Genomic DNA, 19,723 nt, shown 5'->3' on the forward strand with positions numbered 1-19,723 from the left:
TAATTTTTTATTAGTTATAAATAGTATCTAGGCTTAATGGCGGACGCGTTATCGCGTCATCAATGCATTTTTGAACGAGCGGGCTTCGTAGTGCTAGATACTTAATCTGTTCAAGGTTGAACCAGTGAGCACTTATAATATCTTTATCAATTGGATTGAGTTGTTGGCTGGTGCCAGTCGCATCAAATAAAAAACAAAACCTTAGGTAATGAACGCCGTTATCAGCGTATAAGTTATAAATGCCTAAAAATCCTGTAGGGGTGAGTGACAAACCTGTCTCTTCATATAATTCGCGGCTTGCTGCTTGGGCTAGTGTTTCATTCTTTTCTAAATGGCCTGCTGGTTGATTGTAGCAAAGGCGGCTAGTAAATTTATCGCGCTCTTTTACTAATAGGTATTCGTTATGTTTTTTTACGATGGCGGCTACTGTTACATTTGGCTTATGCATTAACGCTACCTTTAATGATTTTATATTCACCATTATTAATGTCGTCTAAAGTGTAATTACCTATGCTGTAACGGATGAGCCTAAGAGTTGGGTGGCCAATATGTGCTGTCATTCGACGAACTTGTCTATTTTTTCCTTCATTAATGGTAATACTGAGCCATGTGGTAGGAATAGACTTTCGTTCACGAACTGGCGGGGTACGTTGCCAAATATCAGGTTCATTAATTATTTTTACATTAGCAGGCAGTGTGAGCCCGTCTTTAAGTTCAACACCTTTACATAAAGCTTGTATTGATTGTGTAGAAGGTTCGCCTTCTACTTGGACCCAGTACGTTTTATTGGTTTTTTTATTAGGTGCTGTTAATGTATTTTGTAGTTTACCGCAGTTTGTTAGCAGTAATAGTCCTTCGCTATCGCGGTCTAATCTTCCTGCAGCGTATACATCTTTAATAGGAATAAATTCAGCTAGCGTTTTTCTGTCTGCATCGTCGGTAAACTGGCAAAGTACATCGAAAGGCTTGTTAAAAAGTACAATTTTTTTGTCTTTAGCGTCTATTTGAGGTTTTATTTCTCTTTTGTTTGTAGGCTTTTTAATTGCACTTCTAGAATAGGTACGACCCGTATTGCGCTTATTTGAGGAGGCGGGTGTTTGCTTGTTACTTGATTTACTTCTCATTAAATACACCTGGCTGGTTTTGGTAATCCAGCAATTTTTGTCGCTTGTTTAGCCGGGCCCTTTGGGAACAACTTATAAAGATAAATACTATTGCCTTTATCTTCTCCGAGTGCTTTAGCCATTGCCTTTACAAGCATGCGGATGGCTGGGCTTGTGTTGTATTCAATATAAAATTCGCGGACGAAGTTAATCACCTCCCAGTGTTGTTCGCTAAGCGATATATTTTCTTGCTCTGCAATAAGGGGGGCTAGTTGCTTAGACCATTGTGTATGGTCAAGTAAGTAACCTTGCTTATCGGTTTCGATTATTTGTTCGTTAAATTCAAGCATGGATTACCAAGTAATTAATTGCGTAGAGGTTAAAGTAAGCGCTACAAACTCGTCGTAGCTAATGGGAGTGTCGTTGTGTGATAACTTAATTGCGCGAACGTGTGCGTCCTCTTCAAGTACTAAAAGAGCGTCTGAAAACTGTTTAAATTGTTTACTAGCAAAGCACGCGTCACCTAAAAGTAATACCCGGTCATCAAGACTAATTAAGTTCTCTAATTGATTAGCTGAGTAATAATTTAAAGGTTTTGAAAAAATATGTAGCGTGCTCATAAGGTCACCACATGATGTTGTTTTTTAATAAGTGTTTGTTGTTCATTAAATGTCATTGTGTGTGCGTCTATGAGTAAATCAGTTTTGCTTAAACCATAATCAAGAAGCGACTTTTCGCATACATAGATGTTCTCTACGTCATAAATTTCAAGCGTTTTTATGTTTTTAAAAAAATCTTTTATACCTATTGTAGAAGGGGTTTGATGTTTTTTTAAAGCTAAAACGGCGGGGCCGCTAAACAACCAACTGATATTTTGATCGACAGCTGCAAAAATTAGCGTCATATCGAGCGCGTCTCGCAGGTTTAGATCATCAAAGGGACTGCTTTGACTCATTACTAATACATTAATCATTTAAATTGCACCCATTTATCAGCGTCGCTTGCAAGCATTGCAAACTCCGCTAAACCTGCCACAGAAAACACGCCTGTATTTGATGTATCTAGGCCTCTTTTTTCTGCAGCGGTTACACACAGCATAAGATTAATATTTTGACTTGATAGCTGCTGCCATAATGCGCCAATTTGAAGCTCATCAGAGGCTAAGTCAAAATGTGTTGATGCATGATAAACGCCTTGCTGGTACAAAAATATTGCGTCTATGGTGTGCCCTTGAGATAAACACGCATTAGCAAACTTAATTATACGTTGGCTGGTGTCGTGATCTGATGGTGGTGTGTGTAATGAAAGAACAAATCGTGCCAAAACAATTCCAATAAAAAAGCCCCAATAAAGGGGCTATTTTAACAGAACTATTTAATTAGTCATCACTTGCGCCAAGTAGGTGCAGTAATGAAGTAAATAGATTGTACACATTCAGGTATAAAGATACTGTAGCGCGAATGTAGTTAGTTTCTCCGCCGTTAATAATGCGGCTTGTATCAAATAAAATTAAGCCAGACATAATTAATACAACAGCAGCGTTAAGCACCATAAACATTAAAGAGCTGCCGATGAATATGTTAAGAATGCTTGCAACAATAACAACAATTAGGCCAACGGTTAAAAAGCCGCCCATAAAAGAGAAGTCTTTTTTGGTGTTAAGCGCATATGCAGATAGACCAAAGAAAATAAGTGCCGTTGAACCAAGTGCTTGCATAATCAGCATTGGGCCATTAGGCATGGCAGCGTAATGGTTTAACATTGGGCCTAAACCGGCTCCCATTAAACCAGTGAAAGCAAATACCCAAAATACACCAGATGCGGTGTCAGCTTTTTTGTTTACAACAAATAGTAAACCAAACGAAACCAGTGTGAACACAATTCCCATAAAGTAAGGTAATTGTAGTGCCATTGAGATACCAGCCGTTACTGCACTGAATGCCAGTGTCATCGCTAGTAAAAAGTAGGTATTTTTAAGTACCTTGTTTGTTTCAATGGTAGACATTACCGGTTTAGCGGTATTGTACGATTGATTAAACGCCATTGTAGAGCTCCTTTAAGTGAAACGTGTGTTTCGATAATTTAACTAAAATTAGATTACCAACTCTTATATGTTTGGGCAAACCTTTGTGGATCAATAGACATTAATTTTTTAATTAAAGTTCATTTAAGCACCAAGAAGAAAGTTTTTGTTTTATCTTTGAACAAATCAATTGTTTTTTAAGCACTTAAACAATTTTTTAAAAAAAAAGCTTCACAAAGCCAACGGGTTTCCCTATTATGCAGGCCGTGCGGAGAGATGGCAGAGTGGTCGAATGCACCGGTCTTGAAAACCGGCATAGGTTTGTAGCCTATCTAGGGTTCAAATCCCTATCTCTCCACCATTTATTACAATAATTATGAGTACACTCTTACTTGTAATTTATAGCACTTTTGGAGAGATGGCAGAGTGGTCGAATGCACCGGTCTTGAAAACCGGCATAGGTTTGTAGCCTATCTAGGGTTCAAATCCCTATCTCTCCACCATTATATTAAAGCCCGCTAAACAGCGGGCTTTTTTGTTTTTTTAGATTTAACTATTAATTGAAATCAGCATTCATGTTTAATTAATTTTAAAATTAAACATGAATGCTGATGACATCAAATAATTCTTCTGTTTAACATCTGCAGAATGAATCACCTGTCTTGTTATTTAAACGCAATAACTTTACCTTTATTAAAATTACTTCCCAAGAACGATAGGTCGTTCGTCGTTTAATGTGTTTTATTTTTGAGCGTAATTTACGACCATAGTCTCTGTTTCTAACTTTGGGTTCTTGGTGCATGCTTATTAGTAAAGTATATGTGTAATTAAGGACTATTAAATGAAACACCAATTAGCAAAAAGCGTTGCGCTTTCATTACTTTCTCCTGTTATTGTGGGTAGCTTACTAGGAGTCTACTATTCGGTAACCTTACAAGGTGAATTTGTCTCAATATTTTTCTCTTTATTAATGACGGCTATTTCTAACGCACATATTGTTGGGTTAACAATGGCTGCATTTGTTGTCCCTGGCTATTTATTAATGTTTAAATATTCAAAAGTAAACTACTCAGGTGTTTTAACGCTTGGTTTAGTTGGTGGGGCTATTTTTAGTTTTCTACTGAGTGCATCTACAGGCGAAATATTTTTGATTAATAGCGTTATGTCGGCAATAGCGGCAGGGCTGTTTTTATTTGGTCTTCGTAAAACTTCAAAATCATAATCGCGTCTTTATTAACCAAGGACGCTTTTAAACTACGGAAATTCCTTTTTTTTACCTGCAAAAGGTTCCAATTTTTCACCACAAAGAGTACCTTTAGCTACTGTATGTTTAATAAGAAGTAGTTTGGTATGCAAAAGCACGATTTTTACCAGTCATTAGTTAAACAAACTGAATCGCTGATTGCCGGTGAGTCGAATGTAATTGCTAATATGGCAAATATAAGCGCGCTGTTATTTACCTCTTTAGATGATGTAAATTGGGCGGGCTTTTACTTTATTGATTCGCCGTCAGAATTAGTGCTAGGCCCATTTCAGGGTAACCCAGCATGTATCCGTATTCCAGTTGGAAAGGGTGTATGTGGAACGGCTGCAGCTACGTTGCAAACACAACTAATTGAAGATGTTCATGCCTTCGATGGGCATATTGCCTGTGATGCAGCATCGAACTCTGAGATTGTTGTACCTATCATGAAACATGGTAAAATATTTGCAGTGCTAGATATTGATAGTCCTAGTATTTCTAGATTTGACACTGATGACAAAGCGGGATTAGAAGCATTGGTTAAATGCTTTGAGGCTAGCTTGTAATGAAAGATTTGCTAAATGTTCAAGACTACCTGTTTGCTTTACAAGATGTAGGCGACTGGGAAGGCGAAGAAGAACATGTAGCGGAAACGCTCAATGATTTGATTCACATTGCTTGGGACAAACTCCCAGATGATTTAGATTGTGAATCAATCGATGAAATAATAAATGGTATTTGGGAACACCTTCGAGGTGATATGGCTGTACTTGAAGCCGATTTCGAAGAACTGGTCGACTGGGTAATACACTATGTTGATTCGTCCCTTGATGAAAAGATGTGAAAAATAGGTTCTAAAATGGAAACCACAAACAAGCTAAAAGATATTAATGAAGTATTGGAATTCTTGTACCAAGAATTTCCACAATGTTTTAAACAAAAAGACGGTATCAAACCGCTTAAAGTCGGTATTTTTAAAGATATTGCTGAGCGTATTGAAGGGTCTGAAAAAGTAAGCAAGACTCAAGTTCGTCAAGCACTAAGAAAATACACGTCTAACTGGCGTTATTTAGAAGCTGTGACAAAGTCGGAGTTTCGTATTGACCTTGATGGTAATCAAGGTGAAAAAGTTGAGCAAGAGCATATTGACCATGCTCAAAAAGCATTAGAAGAAAGTCGTGCAAAAATGGCTAAGCGCAAAAAACAACAGCGTCCACGTCAAGACTCAGATTCTAAAAACTTTAAGAAAAAACCAGCACATGCAAGTAAAGGTGCAGATAAAAACGCGTCGGCTAACAAACCAGCTAAAGCTGCACCTGCTAAACGTTCAGGTAAAATTGAACCTTTACCAGCGACAGAGGTCAAGGTTAATAACAAGGTTAAGGTTAAACTAGGCCAAGCACTTGTAAATGCAGTAATCACTGAAGTAAACAAAGACGACGTTCATGTTGAATTAGTGACTGGTATGCAAGTTAAAACCAAAGCAGACAGCTTATACACTATATAAGCTGTACATAAATTAAGGAGTTTGTATGAGTAAAAAGTTTACGCTCATTCCGGTAGTTGCAGCCCTGTTCTCAGGTTCATTATTTGCTGCTGTAGAGCCTGTCACAATTGATGATTTACCTCTACTCAAGCAAGAAAGTCAACATGGTACTGCCAGTAAACGCGTGGCAAGCTTATTTACTCGTTCACACTATATCCCGGTTCGATTTAACGATGAGCTCTCTAGTAGAGTGTATGATCGTTACATCGAATCCCTTGATTTTAATAAAAGCGTTTTTTTAGCCAGTGATATTGCATCGTTTGAGCAATATCGCGATAGCTTTGACAACGCTTTAACAACCGGCAAACTAGGCTTTACGTTTGATATATTTAATTTAAGCCTAAAGCGCCGTTTTGAGCGTTACGAATATTCACTTTCTTTACTAGAAAATGAAATGACGTTTGAGAAACCAGATGAATACTTTTTTGATCGTGAAGATGCAGCCTGGCCAACATCGCAAGCTGAGCTAGATGAAATTTGGCGTGAACGCGTTAAGTACGATGCACTACGTTTAAAAATGACAGGTAAAGATTGGGAAGGTATTAAAGAGGTTCTCACTAAGCGATACAAAAACGCAGAAAAACGTTTAGTTCAATCAAACTCAGAAGATGCCTTTCAAATTGTTTTAAATTCTTTAGCTCGCTCAATTGAGGCGCATACGTCTTACCTATCACCAAGACGTGCTGAACAATTTAAAATGGATATGGACTTAGAGCTTGAAGGGATTGGCGCAGTGCTAACTCCTGACGAAGATTACACCGTTATTCGTAGTCTTGTTCCCGGCGGTCCAGCGGATAAAACAGAACAAATTAAAGCCGATGACCGAATTATTGGTGTAGCACAAGAGGGTGAAGATTTTACTGACGTTATTGGTTGGCGTTTAGACGATGTTGTAGATTTAATTAAAGGGCCAAAGGGCACTAAAGTACGTTTACAATATTTAAAAGGGGCAGATGCTCACGGCACACCTAAAGTTGTCGAAATTACTCGTGATAAAATCCGACTTGAAGACAGAGCTGCCAAGTCAGAAGTGTTCGAAGCTAAATATTCTGATTTAACAAGCAAAATTGGGGTTATTGAAATCCCAGGTTTTTACAATAACCTATCTAAAGACGTCAAAGTTGAGTTAGCTAAATTAAAAGAGGCTAAAGTAGACGGTATTATTATCGACTTACGCCAAAATGGGGGGGGCTCTTTATATGAGGCTACTCAGCTTTCTGGTTTGTTTTTTGACCAAGGGCCTGTTGTACAAATACATACATTGAACAACAGAATTGAAGAACAAAGGGATCGTGATGGCGTTACTTATTACGACGGCCCTTTAACGGTTTTAGTTGACCGTTACAGTGCTTCTGCTTCTGAGATTTTTGCCGCTGCAATGCAAGATTATGGTCGCGCTGTTATTATTGGCGAACAAACGTTTGGTAAAGGCACTGTGCAGCAACATAAAGGTCTTGCAAGAGCATATGATCTTTACGATAACCCACTAGGTAGCGTGCAATACACCATAGCGAAGTTTTACCGTATTAATGGCGGCAGTACTCAGCACAAAGGTGTTATTCCTGATATTTCTTTTCCATCAGCGATAGACCCTGCTGAGTGGGGTGAAAGTAAACAAGATAATGCATTACCATGGGATAGCATTGTAAAAGCAAAATATAACAAGTTAGGAAACTTAACACCTGTTATTCCGTATCTTGAAAAACAACATAAAGATCGGATTAAATCTGAGCCAGAATTTGGTTACGTGTTTGACGATATTGCGTTTTACAATGAAGAAAAAGATCGTAAAACAATTCCTTTAGTTGAAGCTTCTCGCATTAAAGAAAAAGAAGAGGGCGAAGCGCGTGCATTAGTACGTACAAATGAACGCTTGAAACGATTAGGTAAAGACCCTGTTGAAAACCTAGATGATGTACCCGAAATTATTGATGAGCTTGACCCTTTCCTTGAAGAGGCAGCCTTAATAACTCAAGATTATATAAATTTTGGGCGTATAGCCAAAAAGTAAAACTGGTTTTACCACTATAAAAAAGGCGCTTATGCGCCTTTTTTGCTACCTATCACTGCCTAAATTGTTATAATCTCTAACTATTAAAAATTGAGCCAGCTTAGTAATGCTCAGTTAATACGCACTAAGTGCTAAAAATAATAATTAAACACGCTGTATGTGTGTAGGAGTCTCAACCTTGAACCCATTGGATGATAAACCAGTCAAATCCGCCTCATTCCTTGATGCATTAATTCCCATTTCAGTTTTAATTTGTTTGTTAGGGGCCGCGGTTTATTTATTTGGCGACAATTCGTCATCTGGACCAAACCAAATTGCACTTTTATTTGCAACCTTTGCAGCTGCTCTCATTGGCCTAAAAAACGGCTACACTTGGAAAAAGCTTGAGCAAGCCATGATAGAAGGTATAACGCTGTCACTTGGCGCTATACTCATTTTATTAATGGTAGGCGCATTGATAGGTACTTGGTTGTTATCTGGCACAGTACCAACGTTAATTTATTATGGTTTGCAAGTAATTAACCCTAGTTGGTTTTATGCCGCAAGTTGTTTGATTTGTGGCATTGTAGCTATGAGTATTGGTAGTTCGTGGACCACTGCAGCTACAATTGGTGTTGCTTTGTTAGGTGTTGCCACAGGCCTTGGCTTAGAGCAGACGGTTACAGCTGGTGCTGTTATATCAGGTGCGTATTTTGGTGATAAACTAAGTCCACTCTCTGAAACAACTAACCTAGCACCCGCTGTGGTTGGGTCTGACTTATTTGAACATATTCAGCATATGCTATGGACAACAGTCCCTAGCTTTGTGATTGCACTCATTATATTTATATTTATGGGCTTTAATGCAACGGCTTCTAATGAGGCCGGGCGCTTAGACGAAATTACGTTAATTTTGGAGCAAAATTTCAACATTGGTTTTGAGATGCTTATTCCTTTAATTGTACTTTTAGTGTTAGCAATTAAAAAAATGCCTGCTTTTCCTGCTATTTCTATTGGTGCTGTGGTTGGTGCTGTTTGGGCAATGTTATTTCAATCTGACCTAATTGGTTCTCAAATAGATATTTCCCAGGGCCAAGTGGTTGGGTATTTTAAATTGGTATGGACGACATTTTTTGACGGCTTTAGTATTGATACCGGTGATGACAAAATGGATTCACTACTTAGCGGTGGCGGTATGGCGGGCATGTTGACAACTACCTGGTTAATTATGACTGCGTTAATGTTTGGCGCAATTATGGAAAAAACGGGCCTGTTGGATATTTTTGTAAAAAGTATTTTAAAAATAGCGAAAAGTACCGGCTCTTTAATTGCCTCTACAATTGCAACATGTATTGGCACCAACCTTATTGCAGCTGATCAGTATATCGCTATTGTGGTTCCTGGACGTATGTTTAAAGACGAATATAAAAAGCGTGGTTTAAAGCCAGTTAATTTATCTCGCACCTTAGAGGATGGCGGTACGATTACCAGCCCGCTTATTCCTTGGAATACCTGTGGTGCTTACATGCAAAGTGTACTTTTAATAAACCCTTTCGATTACGCGCTTTATGCTTTCTTCAACTTAATTAATCCCGTTTTAGCTGTTATATATGCTTACCTTGGTATTAAAATTTTACGTATTAAGCCGAAACAATCTGCCTAAATTTAGTAGCGCCTTTATTGATAAAGGCGCTACTTTGGAGTAAATATGACTAACTCAAAGACACCTCAAGCTCAATATCTCAAAGACTATAAAGCCCCTAATTTTTTAATTGACCATACAGACCTAACTTTTGATCTTCAGCCTACAGCTACAACGGTAATAAGCGTACTTACCTTAACACGTGTTAGTGGCGGTCAATCACCTCTAATACTTGATGGCATAGATTTACGGTTAATTTCCTTATCGATAGATGCGCTTGAGCTAACAGATTACAGTGTTGTTGACGAACAGCTAGTCATTAATAACCTACCAGAGCATTGTAAATTACGTATTGTGACTGAGATATCTCCTGAGACGAATACGTCTTTAGAAGGTCTCTATCTGTCTGGTGGAGCATATTGTACACAGTGTGAGGCACAGGGATTTAGAAAGATAACATACTACATGGATCGCCCTGATGTGTTGTCGACGTTTGATGTGACTATTGTTGCAGATTTAAAGTATACGCATTTGTTGTCTAATGGTAACCAAGTTGATACCGGTAAGACATCCGACGGCCGTCATTTTTCTAAATGGCAAGACCCATTTAAAAAACCTAGCTATTTGTTTGCATTAGTTGCCGGTGATTTTGATGTATCAAAGGATACGTATACAACAAAAAGTGGTCGAAAAATTGATTTAGCTTTATTTGTAGACAAGGGTAATTTGTCTAAAACACCTCATGCGATGCAATCACTTAAAAAGTCTATGCAATGGGATGAAGAGCGTTTTAATCTAGAATATGATCTTGATATATATATGATTGTAGCCGTAGATTTTTTTAATATGGGTGCGATGGAAAATAAAGGCCTAAACATATTCAATAGTAAATGTGTTTTGGCAAATCAAGAAACAGCAACAGATAAAGATTACCATACCATTGAGTCTATAGTGGGTCATGAATACTTTCATAACTGGACTGGTAATCGTGTTACCTGCAGAGATTGGTTTCAGTTATCACTTAAAGAGGGGCTAACTGTATTCAGAGATCAAGAATTTAGTAGTGACCTAGGTTCGCGCGCGCTCAACCGCATTGATGCTGTAAAGGTTATGCGAACTCACCAGTTTAGCGAAGACGCAGGACCTATGGCGCACCCTATACGGCCTGAAAAAGTTATTGAAATGAATAACTTTTATACCGTAACAGTTTACGACAAGGGGGCTGAAGTAATAAGAATGATGCATACCTTGCTTGGTGAGGATAACTTCCAAAAAGGTATGGCCCTTTACTTTAAACGCCATGATGGCCAAGCTGTTACATGTGATGACTTTGTCAGTGCTATGAGTGACGCATCGGGTGTTAATTTAGAGCAATTTAAGCGTTGGTATAGCCAGGCAGGCACGCCTCGTTTAAATGCTATAGAGCATTATGATAGTGCCTCTAATACATACACACTAACCATAGAACAAAATGCACCCGTTAATCAGCCCGATAACGCACCTTTGCACATCCCGTTTGCAATTGAGTTGTTAGACGAATCTGGTAATAGCATCGAACTACAGTACAAAGGCTTAAAAGTAAGTAATGTACTTAATGTTACCGATACAAAGCAGCGATATATTTTTGATAATGTAACTTGCAAACCCGTTGCCGTTTTATCAGAAGATTTTTCAGCACCGTGTATTTTGACTCAACAAACAACTGAGCTAGAGCTTTTGCATATCATGCGTTTTGCACGAAGTGATTTTTCACGTTGGGATGCACAACAGCAATTGTTCATAAAAGCAGTAAAAACAGCAATTAACTCTGATATACAATTTCAATTGAGTGACGAAATAATTGAAGCCTTGCGTGTGTTGATCGTATCAAAACAAGGCGATTTAGCGTTAATTGCTGAGCTATTAAAACTTCCTAGCTTTGACACATTAGCTGCTGAATTTGAAATTATTCCTGTTGATGAAATTATTCGCGTTGTAGCACAGTTCGAAGTGCAAATTGCCACAAGCCTTAATGATGAGCTGACAGCATGTTTTGGTTCATTACATGACGATGGTAGCATAAGTGCTGAAGCGGTTGCTGTGCGCTCACTGCAGCAAATATGCCTGCATTATCTTGCAAAGGTTCCAAGTAAACAAACAGATAAATTTATTAAACGTGCTGCTAGCTCATCAAATATGACCAATGTGTTGGGTTCGCTTAGCGCTGTGGTAAAAGCTTCTCATGAGCTTTGTGATGAATTACTGTCGCACTTTGATAGTCAGTGGCGACATGATGTACTTGTCATGGACAAATGGTTTGCGCTTCAAGCAATGCAAACTGGTGAAGACGCAATTATTAACATTAAGTCATTATACGAACACCCAAGTTTTGATTTTTTAAATCCTAATAGAGTGCGTGCTTTAGTCGGTAGCTTTAGTTATTTTAATACTCAGCAATTTCATCGAGCGGACGGGCAAGGGTATGAATTGCTAGGTGATTTACTTGTTAAGCTTAATGCAATAAATCCACAAAATGCGTCAAGAATGTTAACACCGTTTATGTCTTGGAGGCGTTATGATAAAACACGTTCAGCACTTATGAAAACGCAATTGGAACGTTTATCTAATTTAGATGGACTAAGTGACGACTTATTCGAGAAGGTTGAAAAAGCGCTTAATTAAATGCTTGAATATTATTTTAATTTAAGATTGAGCTATAACGACTGCATGGATTATTACCACGGTCGATATAGTTCTGTCCAAGTGGTTGAAGAGGGTGGGAAGTCAATTCGGTTTTCTGCCGATCATTTAAGACCATTTGTTACAAGCTTGGGTGTAAGAGGGCGTTTTAGAATGTTACTCACCCCTGAAAATAAATTTATTCGTATTGAACGAGTGGCTTAGAGCGCTATTTTTATGTTATAAAATCATAGAAATATTGTCTTTTTGTTAATTTCAATTTGTTCTATTGTTAAATAACGTGTATAAATTATCTGGTATGACGTCTTACCAATACGTAAACGTCAGCTGACACACTATATTTATGACAGATTGAATGCGACTATTTGTAATTAATACAATTCGCTTCTATCGTTACGATTACACTAAAAACAATAACTTGATCACACAATATGACCCGCGACAGGGGGGAACCACAATGATAAGAAGATCGCTTTTTGTTAAAAACAAAATCGCTATAGGTTTAGCAGCCGCTAGTTTAGCTTTAACTACAGCAAGCTCACAGGCTGTAACATTTGACGCCGGAGGCTTTGACATAACCTTCGATTCTACATTTTCGTACGGCCAGAGTATTCGTGTAGAAGACCGAGACTTTGGTTTAATAGGTAAAAGCAACAACCCCGCATTTAATTGGACAGGATACAATCCTGCTGTAAATACTATTTATTCTTCGCAAGATGTTTGGGCTCAGCCTGGCTCTTACTCTAATAATGGTGATGCTGGTGACCTTAATTTTGACAGCGGTGATTCGTTTTCAAAATTATTGAAAGGTACACATGATCTTTCAATAAACAAAGACAACTACGGTCTATTCACTCGCTTTATGTATTTTTATGATTTTGCCCTGATGGATGGTGACTTTGCCTACGCAAATCCTACATCAGCTCAAAGCGTAGATCCTTGTGATGATGAAGATACAAAAGAACAAAGCTGTGCAGATATTCGCTTATTAGACGCGTTTGTTTGGGCTGACTTTGATTTAAACGAAGGCAAAAACCCATTATCAGTCCGACTTGGCCAACAAGTAGTTAACTGGGGTGAAAGTACACTTATATCTCATGGTATAAATGTGAACCCTGTAGATATCGATAGATTGAAAGCGCCAGGCGCAGAGCTTAAAGAAGCATTTATTCCTGTTGGTATGCTTTGGGCATCATTGGGCATTACAGATAACATCACCCTAGAAGGTTTTTATCAGTACCAATGGCATGAGACTCGCTTGCCAGCTGCAGGAACTTATTTTTCTACCAATGACTTTGCAGCAGAAAATGGTTACCAACAAAACGTTCAGCTAGGCTTTACGTCTAACCCTGATATAGATGTTGCATTTTTAACTGAAAGTTTAAATAACTTAACTGCAACCTATGCTCAAGTAGCTGCGGCTCAGGGTATTGATCCTACAAGTGCAGAAGGCCAAGCTCTACTAGCTAATATGTACCTAGCGCACCCAACCAAGGTTGCACTTAAAGGTAAAGGTAGTAACGGTAAAACTGAACCAGATGATGGTGGTCAATATGGTTTACGATTAGGCATATTTTTACCCGAGTGGAATGACACTGAAATTGCGCTTTACCACGTAAATTACCACAGCCGTCGTCCTCTTATTTCAGGGCGTGTATCTAATTTTTCTCAAGCTGCCATTGCACAAGATTTAGCAATGATTTCTACAACAGAAATCACTGATGATAATGTTGCTGACTTAGTTGCATTTTCTAAAGCTGAGAATGAATACCCTGAAGATATAAAACTTTATGGTGTGAGCTTTAATACGACTATTGGCGAGACTGCGTTTGCAGGTGAATTTGCTTTTAGACAAGACGAGCCTCTGCAAATTGATGATGTAGAATTACTTTACACAGCAATGCCTGAACAGCTAGCCGTTGCTGGTATTCGTCCTGATTTTGCCGGTATTTCGCAAATGAGTATTGGTGATGCAATCAGTTCTGTAGGTCCAGGTGAAGTTGCAAAAGGTTATATTGAACGTGATACCTCACAAATTCAGTTTACTGCAACGCATTTATTTGGCCCGTCATTAGGAGCTGACAGTTGGGCTGTGGTAGGTGAAGTGGGCGCCGTTAAAATTCACGATATGCCAGATTACGATGAAATGCGTTTAAATGTGTCAGGTACTGGTCGAAGTGGTGTTATCACTGGCCCAGGTACAACAGATTACTCAACGTTGCATTTAGGTCTTTCAAATGGTCCTGAAGAAAAGTCGTTTGCAACGGGTTCATCGTGGGGTTACCGACTAATTGCTAAGGGTGACTATTTTAACCTTTACAACGGTATCAACTTTTCACCTCGCTTTGTATTTTCACATGACGTAAATGGTAACACACCTGATCCTATGTTCTTGTTCATTGAAGATCGGAAGTCACTAGGTGCTACTATGAACTTTAACTACCAAAATGCGTGGTCACTTGATGTGAGCTACAACTCATTTTGGGGCGGTGGTGGTGTAAATACCTTCTCAGACCGCGATTACGTTTCTTTTAACTTAAAATATTCTATTTAGGGGTAACATTATTATGCTTAAAAAACCTACCCTCATTGCAGCAGCTTTTGCTAGCTTGTTTGCAAGTAATGCTGCTTTAGCAAAACTATCAGCTGAAGAAGTTGCACGTTTAGGTCAAGACCTAACTCCTATGGGCGCCGAGAAAGCGGGTAACGCTGACGGCTCTATTCCTGCGTGGAATAACGGCATTACTGCTGCTCCAGCAGGTTACGAAGCAGGTATGCATCACCTTGACCCTTTTTCAAGTGACAAAGTACTTTTTACAATTGACAAAACAAACATCGATAAATACAAGGCAAACTTGAGCCCGGGTCAGATTGCTTTATTTGAGGCTTACCCAGACACGTTTAAAATGCCAGTGTATGAAACACGCCGATCAGCGTCTTACCCTCAATTTGTTTATGATGCAACTAAAGAGTTTGCACCTACTGCTGAATTAATTGAAGGCGGTAATGGGATTAAGAACACAGCTATTGGCATTCCATTTCCAATTCCTAAAACAGGTTTAGAAGCAATTTGGAACCATTTACTTCGCTTTAGAGGTGAGTCAATTGAGCGTTTTGGTGGTCAAGCAGCACCTACAGCATCAGGTTCTTACAACTATGTTGGTTTTGATGAACAACTACTTGTTAAATACTCTGATCCAAGTGCTACACCTGCTGAGCTTCAAGACTCAAACATTTTGTTTAAATTTAAACAAAGCGTTACTCAGCCAGCTCGCCTTGCAGGTACAGCCTTATTGGTACATGAAACAATGGACCAAATATTAACGCCTCGCCAAGCATGGACATATAACTCTGGCCAACGCCGTGTTCGTCGTGCACCAAATGTCGCCTATGATGCACCGGGTACAGCAGCAGATAGCTTACGTACTACTGATGACTTTGACATGTTTAATGGCTCGCCAAATCGCTATAATTGGACACTTAAAGGTAAGCAAGAACTTTATGTTCCATATAATAGCTACAAACTTCACAGTGACAAGCTTGAGTACGATGATATTTTAAAACCAGGTCATATAAATCCTGAGCACACACGTTATGAAAAACACCGTGTTTGGGTAGTAGAGGCTAACCTTAAAGATGATACTCGTCACATTTATAAAAAACGTGTGTTTTATATAGATGAAGATAGCTGGCAGGTAACGGTGACTGATATTTATGATAACCGTGACCAACTTTACCGTGTAGCAATGGCCTATGGTCTTAACTACTATGAAGTACCTACTCAGTGGAGTACTTTAGAGGTTTATCATGATTTGAATTCACGTCGTTACTTAGCTATTGGTTTAGATAACCAAGAAAAAATGTACGATTTCTCAAAATCATTTAATGATAACGAGTTTACATCTAGCGCATTACGCCGCGCAGGTAGATAAGTTAAAAGTAGGCACCTAGTCGCAAGCTAGGTGCCTTTTTCCTTTCTCATCGCGTTTGTCTTTCAACGCAAAAACTTTCCTCGTTTACAAAGACAAACACTCCTTTCAGTTCAAGGCGATTAAAATTTATGAAGTATTTGGTATGTGCCAGCCTGATTATAAGCAGTGCGAGTTTTGCTCAAGATACACCAAAAAACGCAATTAGTGCGCCTAATGCACAAAAAACACTATTAACAGATATTATCAATACAGGTAATGAATTAGTTGCTGTAGGTAAGCATGGCACAGTAATAAAAAGTGTAAATGGCGAAACTTGGCAACAAGCAGAATTAGTACCTACGCAAGTATTGTTGACCGCTGTCGATTTTAGTGATGAAAACAACGGTTGGGCATGTGGGCATGATGCCACAATTATTAATACCGTTGATGGGGGGAATAATTGGCAATTACAACAGGCTAAGCCTTCTTTAGATAAACCATGTTTAGACATTTTATTTAAAGATCAATTAGAAGGTTTTGCAGTGGGTGCGTATGGCATGTTTTATCATACGAAAGATGGTGGAAAACAATGGGAAAAGCGATTTTTAGATTCTTTGTTGTTCAGTGAAGACAGAGAGTACTTAAATGACTTAAAAGAAAATGATCCCGAGGGTTACGAAGCAGAAACAGCATCAATTTTGCCACATTTTAATCGAATTGAACAAACCGAAGATGGCTTAATGCTTGTTGGTGAAATGGGTTTATTAGCTCGAAGCACGGATAACGGTAACACGTGGCAGCGTCTTGAAGAAATATACCCAGGCTCTTTCTTCGCATTTAATTCAGATAATAACCAAGAGGTGGTTGCTGGGCTTAGAGGTAATGTATACAGCAAGCAGCGCGATGAGCAAGAATGGCTTCACCTTGAAAGCACTAAAGCCGCTACTATAAATAGCATTATTAATTACAATGACGAGCAGTGGTTAATGTTAGCAAACAGTGGGGTGATTTTTCACTTACAAGATGGGTTATTAACTCATGAGCAACTTGCCGACGGTAAAGCGATACTTGATGGTGTAATTAAAAATAATAAATTGGTTATGGCTACTGAAGATGGCATTAAAGTGAAGGAGTTGACCCCTTAATGCATACTATTTTAGATTTTATAGAAAAAGCGATATTCAGACATCGCTTGGTTGTGCTTATAAGTTTTGCAATTATTACTTGTTTACTTATTTTTAAAGCTACGCATATTCAACTTGATGCTTCATTTAATAAAAATATTCCCCTAAATCACGAATACATGAAAGTGTATACCAAGCACGAGAAGCAGTTTGGTGGTGCGAATAGCATTTTGATTTCTGTGTGTGATGACAGTGGTAATATATTCAATCCAGAATTTTTTACTCAATTAAAAGCAGTTCATGATCAGCTCTACTTTATACCGGGTGTTAACAGGCCACTTGTAAACTCTATATTTGCTCCTAGTGCCCGTTTTGTAGAAGTAGTTGAAGACGGTTTTGCAGGTGGTCCAATTATTCCTGCAAACTTTAAAGCAAACGAACGTGGTTTAGCCGTTGTAAAAGAAAATATAGAAAAAGCAAAAGTTGTTGGCCGTATGATTGCCAGCGACTATTCGTGTGCAATGGTAACAGCTCAGTTATTAGAAACTGATCCACAAACACAAGAAAAACTTGATACCTTAGCCTTTGCAGAAAAGCTCGAAACAGAGTTAAGAGAGCCTTTGAGCACTGATAAGGTGAGTATTCATATTATTGGCTTTGCAAAAATGGCCGGTGATATTGCAGAAGGGGCTAAAGGTGTTGTGTTATTTTTTGCAATTGCCATTGCCTTTACTTTTATTATGGTTTGGTTGTTTTGCGGTAGTTTAAAGCTCACAATTTTACCTATCGCATGCTCGATTATTGCAGTTGCATGGCAGTTGGGCTTACTTTCAAGCCTTGGCTTTGGTCTTGATCCAATGTCGATATTAGTCCCATTTTTAGTATTTGCTATTGGTGTAAGCCATGGTGTGCAAATGATTAATGCCATTGGTAAAAAAGTAAGCGAGGGAAAAAGTACTCGTATTTGTTGCCAATCGAGTTTTAGGGCGCTTTTGATTCCCGGTGGTATTGCGCTTCTATCAGACACCGTTGGTTTTTTAACTCTGTTGACGATTGATATAGGTATCATCCGAGAGCTTGCAATTACTGCTAGCTTAGGTGTTGCAGTAATTATTTTTACAAATCTAATTTTGTTGCCTGTTTGGGCATCATACATGCAGTTTGAAAATAGCATTCATATTCAATCAGGTGATGCTAACAAACCAAATATGCTTGATAAAATTAGGGATTTATTGGTAAGAGCAACCGATCCTAAAGTAGCTAAACTCATTATTGGCTTTACGCTTGTTTTATTTGCTTTAGGTTACTGGCAAGCGGATAAAATGCGAATTGGTGATTTACATGCAGGTGCGCCGTCACTTCATCAAGATGCACGTTATAACCAGGACACTTTTTTAATATCGGACAAATATACAATTTCATCAGATATTTTAAAGGTAATAGTTGAAGCTTACCCAGCAGCATGTACAGAGCATGATGTAATGGAACGTATTAGCCGTTTTCAATATAAAGTTGAAAATGTTGACGGTGTTCAATCTGCAGTTAGTTTAAGCTCGGTTGCTCAGTCTGTTAATGCGGGTTACAACGAAGGTAATTTAAAATGGCAGAGTTTGCCTCGTAATTCAGCTACATTAGTTCAATCTACTTCTCGGGTGGAAACGAGTACCGGTTTACTAAACGGTGATTGCTCTGTTATGCCTGTCATTATCTTTTTAGATGATCATAAAGCGCAAACTATTGATCGTGTTATTGCTAGCGTAAAACAGTTCGCAAATGAGGAAGGGACAGATAAACTTGCATTTAAATTAGCATCTGGCCCAGTTGGTGTTATGGCCGCTACGAATGAATCTGTTTCAGAAGCTCAAATACCGATGATGCTTTATGTATACGGTGCTGTAATTGCACTGTGTCTATTAAGTTTTAGAAGTGTCAAAGCGACCATTGCTGTTGTGCTACCGCTTTATATTGTATCAACACTTGCACAAGCGTTAATGGTGCAGCTAGAAATTGGCTTAACAGTTTCAACACTACCTGTTATCGCTTTGGGTGTGGGTATTGGTGTGGATTACGGTATTTATATATTATCGTCAATGATGGGGCAACTTAAACAAAATGTGCCGTTGTCGATTGCCTATCGCAATGCACTTATTGAACGTGGCAGTGCAGTACTATTTACCGGTATCACGCTCGCCATTGGGGTAAGTACATGGATTTTTTCAGATTTGAAATTCCAAGTTGATATGGGAATACTCCTTACCTTCATGTTTTTAGTAAATATGTTAGGCGCAGTCTTGTTATTACCTGCAATTGGTAGTCTTCTGTGGACCGACCAGAAAAAATAATGTGAATAATATTGCTCCTAAATGGCCACTATTGGCCATTTATATCTATAATTTGTGAATAGATGACCAAATAGCTGAAAAGCTTGAAATGTTTTCATCGAAAAAGCTGTTTATTAGCTG

19 protein-coding genes and 2 tRNA genes are annotated in these 19,723 nt (G+C 38.5%); 14 read left to right on the forward strand and 7 right to left on the reverse strand.

Annotation, left to right across the window (positions count from 1 at the left end):
- Window positions 1-10: 10 nt before the first annotated feature.
- Genes ATS76_RS17880 through ATS76_RS17910 form a run of 7 tightly spaced genes read right to left on the reverse strand, consistent with a single transcriptional unit; the run spans window position 11 to window position 3,147 of the window.
- Window positions 11-448 (reverse strand): NUDIX domain-containing protein, encoded by a 438-nt coding sequence (locus tag ATS76_RS17880; protein ID WP_058553168.1) that lies wholly within the window; start codon window positions 446-448, stop codon window positions 11-13.
- Window positions 441-1,124, reverse strand: coding sequence for a pseudouridine synthase (locus ATS76_RS17885; RefSeq protein WP_058553169.1), 684 nt, complete (start codon window positions 1,122-1,124; stop codon window positions 441-443). The genes ATS76_RS17880 and ATS76_RS17885 overlap by 8 nt, the downstream gene beginning before the upstream one ends.
- Window positions 1,124-1,453, reverse strand: a complete 330-nt coding sequence (locus tag ATS76_RS17890) for a TusE/DsrC/DsvC family sulfur relay protein (RefSeq protein WP_058553170.1) — start codon at window positions 1,451-1,453, stop codon at window positions 1,124-1,126. Before ATS76_RS17890 ends, ATS76_RS17885 begins: the two co-directional genes overlap by 1 nt.
- A 3-nt stretch (window positions 1,454-1,456) precedes the next feature.
- Window positions 1,457-1,723, reverse strand: coding sequence for a DsrH/TusB family sulfur metabolism protein (locus ATS76_RS17895; protein ID WP_058553171.1), 267 nt, complete (start codon window positions 1,721-1,723; stop codon window positions 1,457-1,459).
- A complete protein-coding gene (gene tusC, locus ATS76_RS17900) occupies window positions 1,720-2,076 on the reverse strand; it encodes a sulfurtransferase complex subunit TusC (protein ID WP_058553172.1) in 357 nt (118 codons plus the stop codon). The genes ATS76_RS17895 and tusC overlap by 4 nt, the downstream gene beginning before the upstream one ends.
- A complete protein-coding gene (tusD, locus tag ATS76_RS17905) occupies window positions 2,073-2,426 on the reverse strand; it encodes a sulfurtransferase complex subunit TusD (RefSeq protein ID WP_058553173.1) in 354 nt (117 codons plus the stop codon). The genes tusC and tusD overlap by 4 nt, the downstream gene beginning before the upstream one ends.
- Before the next feature lie 55 nt (window positions 2,427-2,481).
- Entirely contained in the window at window positions 2,482-3,147 is a 666-nt protein-coding gene (locus ATS76_RS17910; RefSeq protein ID WP_058553174.1) for a Bax inhibitor-1/YccA family protein, read from the reverse strand.
- Between the two features lie 249 nt (window positions 3,148-3,396).
- Between ATS76_RS17910 and ATS76_RS17915 the strand changes: the two genes are divergently transcribed.
- The 14 genes from ATS76_RS17915 (at window position 3,397) to ATS76_RS17975 (ending at window position 19,603) form a co-directional block, all read left to right on the forward strand.
- Window positions 3,397-3,487: transfer RNA gene (locus tag ATS76_RS17915), tRNA-Ser, on the forward strand.
- 51 nt (window positions 3,488-3,538) lie between these two features.
- Window positions 3,539-3,629, forward strand: a tRNA-Ser gene (locus ATS76_RS17920).
- A gap of 338 nt (window positions 3,630-3,967) precedes the next feature.
- Entirely contained in the window at window positions 3,968-4,348 is a 381-nt protein-coding gene (locus tag ATS76_RS17925) for a hypothetical protein (RefSeq protein WP_058405537.1), read from the forward strand.
- Window positions 4,349-4,476: 128 nt separating this feature from the next.
- Complete coding sequence (locus ATS76_RS17930) at window positions 4,477-4,935, forward strand: GAF domain-containing protein (protein WP_010556413.1); 459 nt, start codon at window positions 4,477-4,479, stop codon at window positions 4,933-4,935.
- Window positions 4,935-5,213 (forward strand): hypothetical protein, encoded by a 279-nt coding sequence (locus ATS76_RS17935; RefSeq protein WP_058405538.1) that lies wholly within the window; start codon window positions 4,935-4,937, stop codon window positions 5,211-5,213. Before ATS76_RS17930 ends, ATS76_RS17935 begins: the two co-directional genes overlap by 1 nt.
- Window positions 5,214-5,228: 15 nt before the next feature.
- Complete coding sequence (gene proQ / locus ATS76_RS17940; protein ID WP_058553175.1) at window positions 5,229-5,876, forward strand: RNA chaperone ProQ; 648 nt, start codon at window positions 5,229-5,231, stop codon at window positions 5,874-5,876.
- Window positions 5,877-5,901: 25 nt separating this feature from the next.
- On the forward strand, window positions 5,902-7,926 hold the full coding sequence (gene prc / locus ATS76_RS17945; RefSeq protein WP_058553176.1) for a carboxy terminal-processing peptidase: 2,025 nt from the start codon (window positions 5,902-5,904) through the stop codon (window positions 7,924-7,926).
- Between the two features lie 178 nt (window positions 7,927-8,104).
- Window positions 8,105-9,568, forward strand: a complete 1,464-nt coding sequence (nhaC, locus tag ATS76_RS17950; RefSeq protein ID WP_201023518.1) for a Na+/H+ antiporter NhaC — start codon at window positions 8,105-8,107, stop codon at window positions 9,566-9,568.
- Between the two features lie 45 nt (window positions 9,569-9,613).
- Window positions 9,614-12,208 (forward strand): aminopeptidase N, encoded by a 2,595-nt coding sequence (gene pepN / locus ATS76_RS17955; RefSeq protein WP_058553178.1) that lies wholly within the window; start codon window positions 9,614-9,616, stop codon window positions 12,206-12,208.
- Window positions 12,209-12,430 carry a DUF2835 domain-containing protein gene (locus tag ATS76_RS19160; RefSeq protein WP_008127316.1) on the forward strand — a complete coding sequence of 74 codons (222 nt, stop codon included), beginning with the start codon at window positions 12,209-12,211 and terminating at the stop codon, window positions 12,428-12,430. It abuts the gene before it with no gap.
- Between the two features lie 253 nt (window positions 12,431-12,683).
- Window positions 12,684-14,780: a DUF1302 domain-containing protein gene (locus ATS76_RS17960; protein ID WP_058553179.1), complete on the forward strand. Its 2,097-nt coding sequence runs from the start codon at window positions 12,684-12,686 to the stop codon at window positions 14,778-14,780.
- A 13-nt stretch (window positions 14,781-14,793) separates the two neighbouring features.
- A complete protein-coding gene (locus tag ATS76_RS17965) occupies window positions 14,794-16,158 on the forward strand; it encodes a DUF1329 domain-containing protein (RefSeq protein ID WP_058405545.1) in 1,365 nt (454 codons plus the stop codon).
- Window positions 16,159-16,286: 128 nt separating this feature from the next.
- Entirely contained in the window at window positions 16,287-17,282 is a 996-nt protein-coding gene (locus ATS76_RS17970) for a WD40/YVTN/BNR-like repeat-containing protein (protein WP_058553180.1), read from the forward strand.
- Window positions 17,282-19,603, forward strand: a complete 2,322-nt coding sequence (locus ATS76_RS17975; RefSeq protein WP_058553181.1) for an efflux RND transporter permease subunit — start codon at window positions 17,282-17,284, stop codon at window positions 19,601-19,603. The genes ATS76_RS17970 and ATS76_RS17975 overlap by 1 nt, the downstream gene beginning before the upstream one ends.
- The last annotated feature ends 120 nt before the right edge of the window (window positions 19,604-19,723 follow it).

This window comes from Pseudoalteromonas sp. 10-33, from assembly GCF_001469195.1.
Lineage (GTDB): Bacteria > Pseudomonadota > Gammaproteobacteria > Enterobacterales > Alteromonadaceae > Pseudoalteromonas.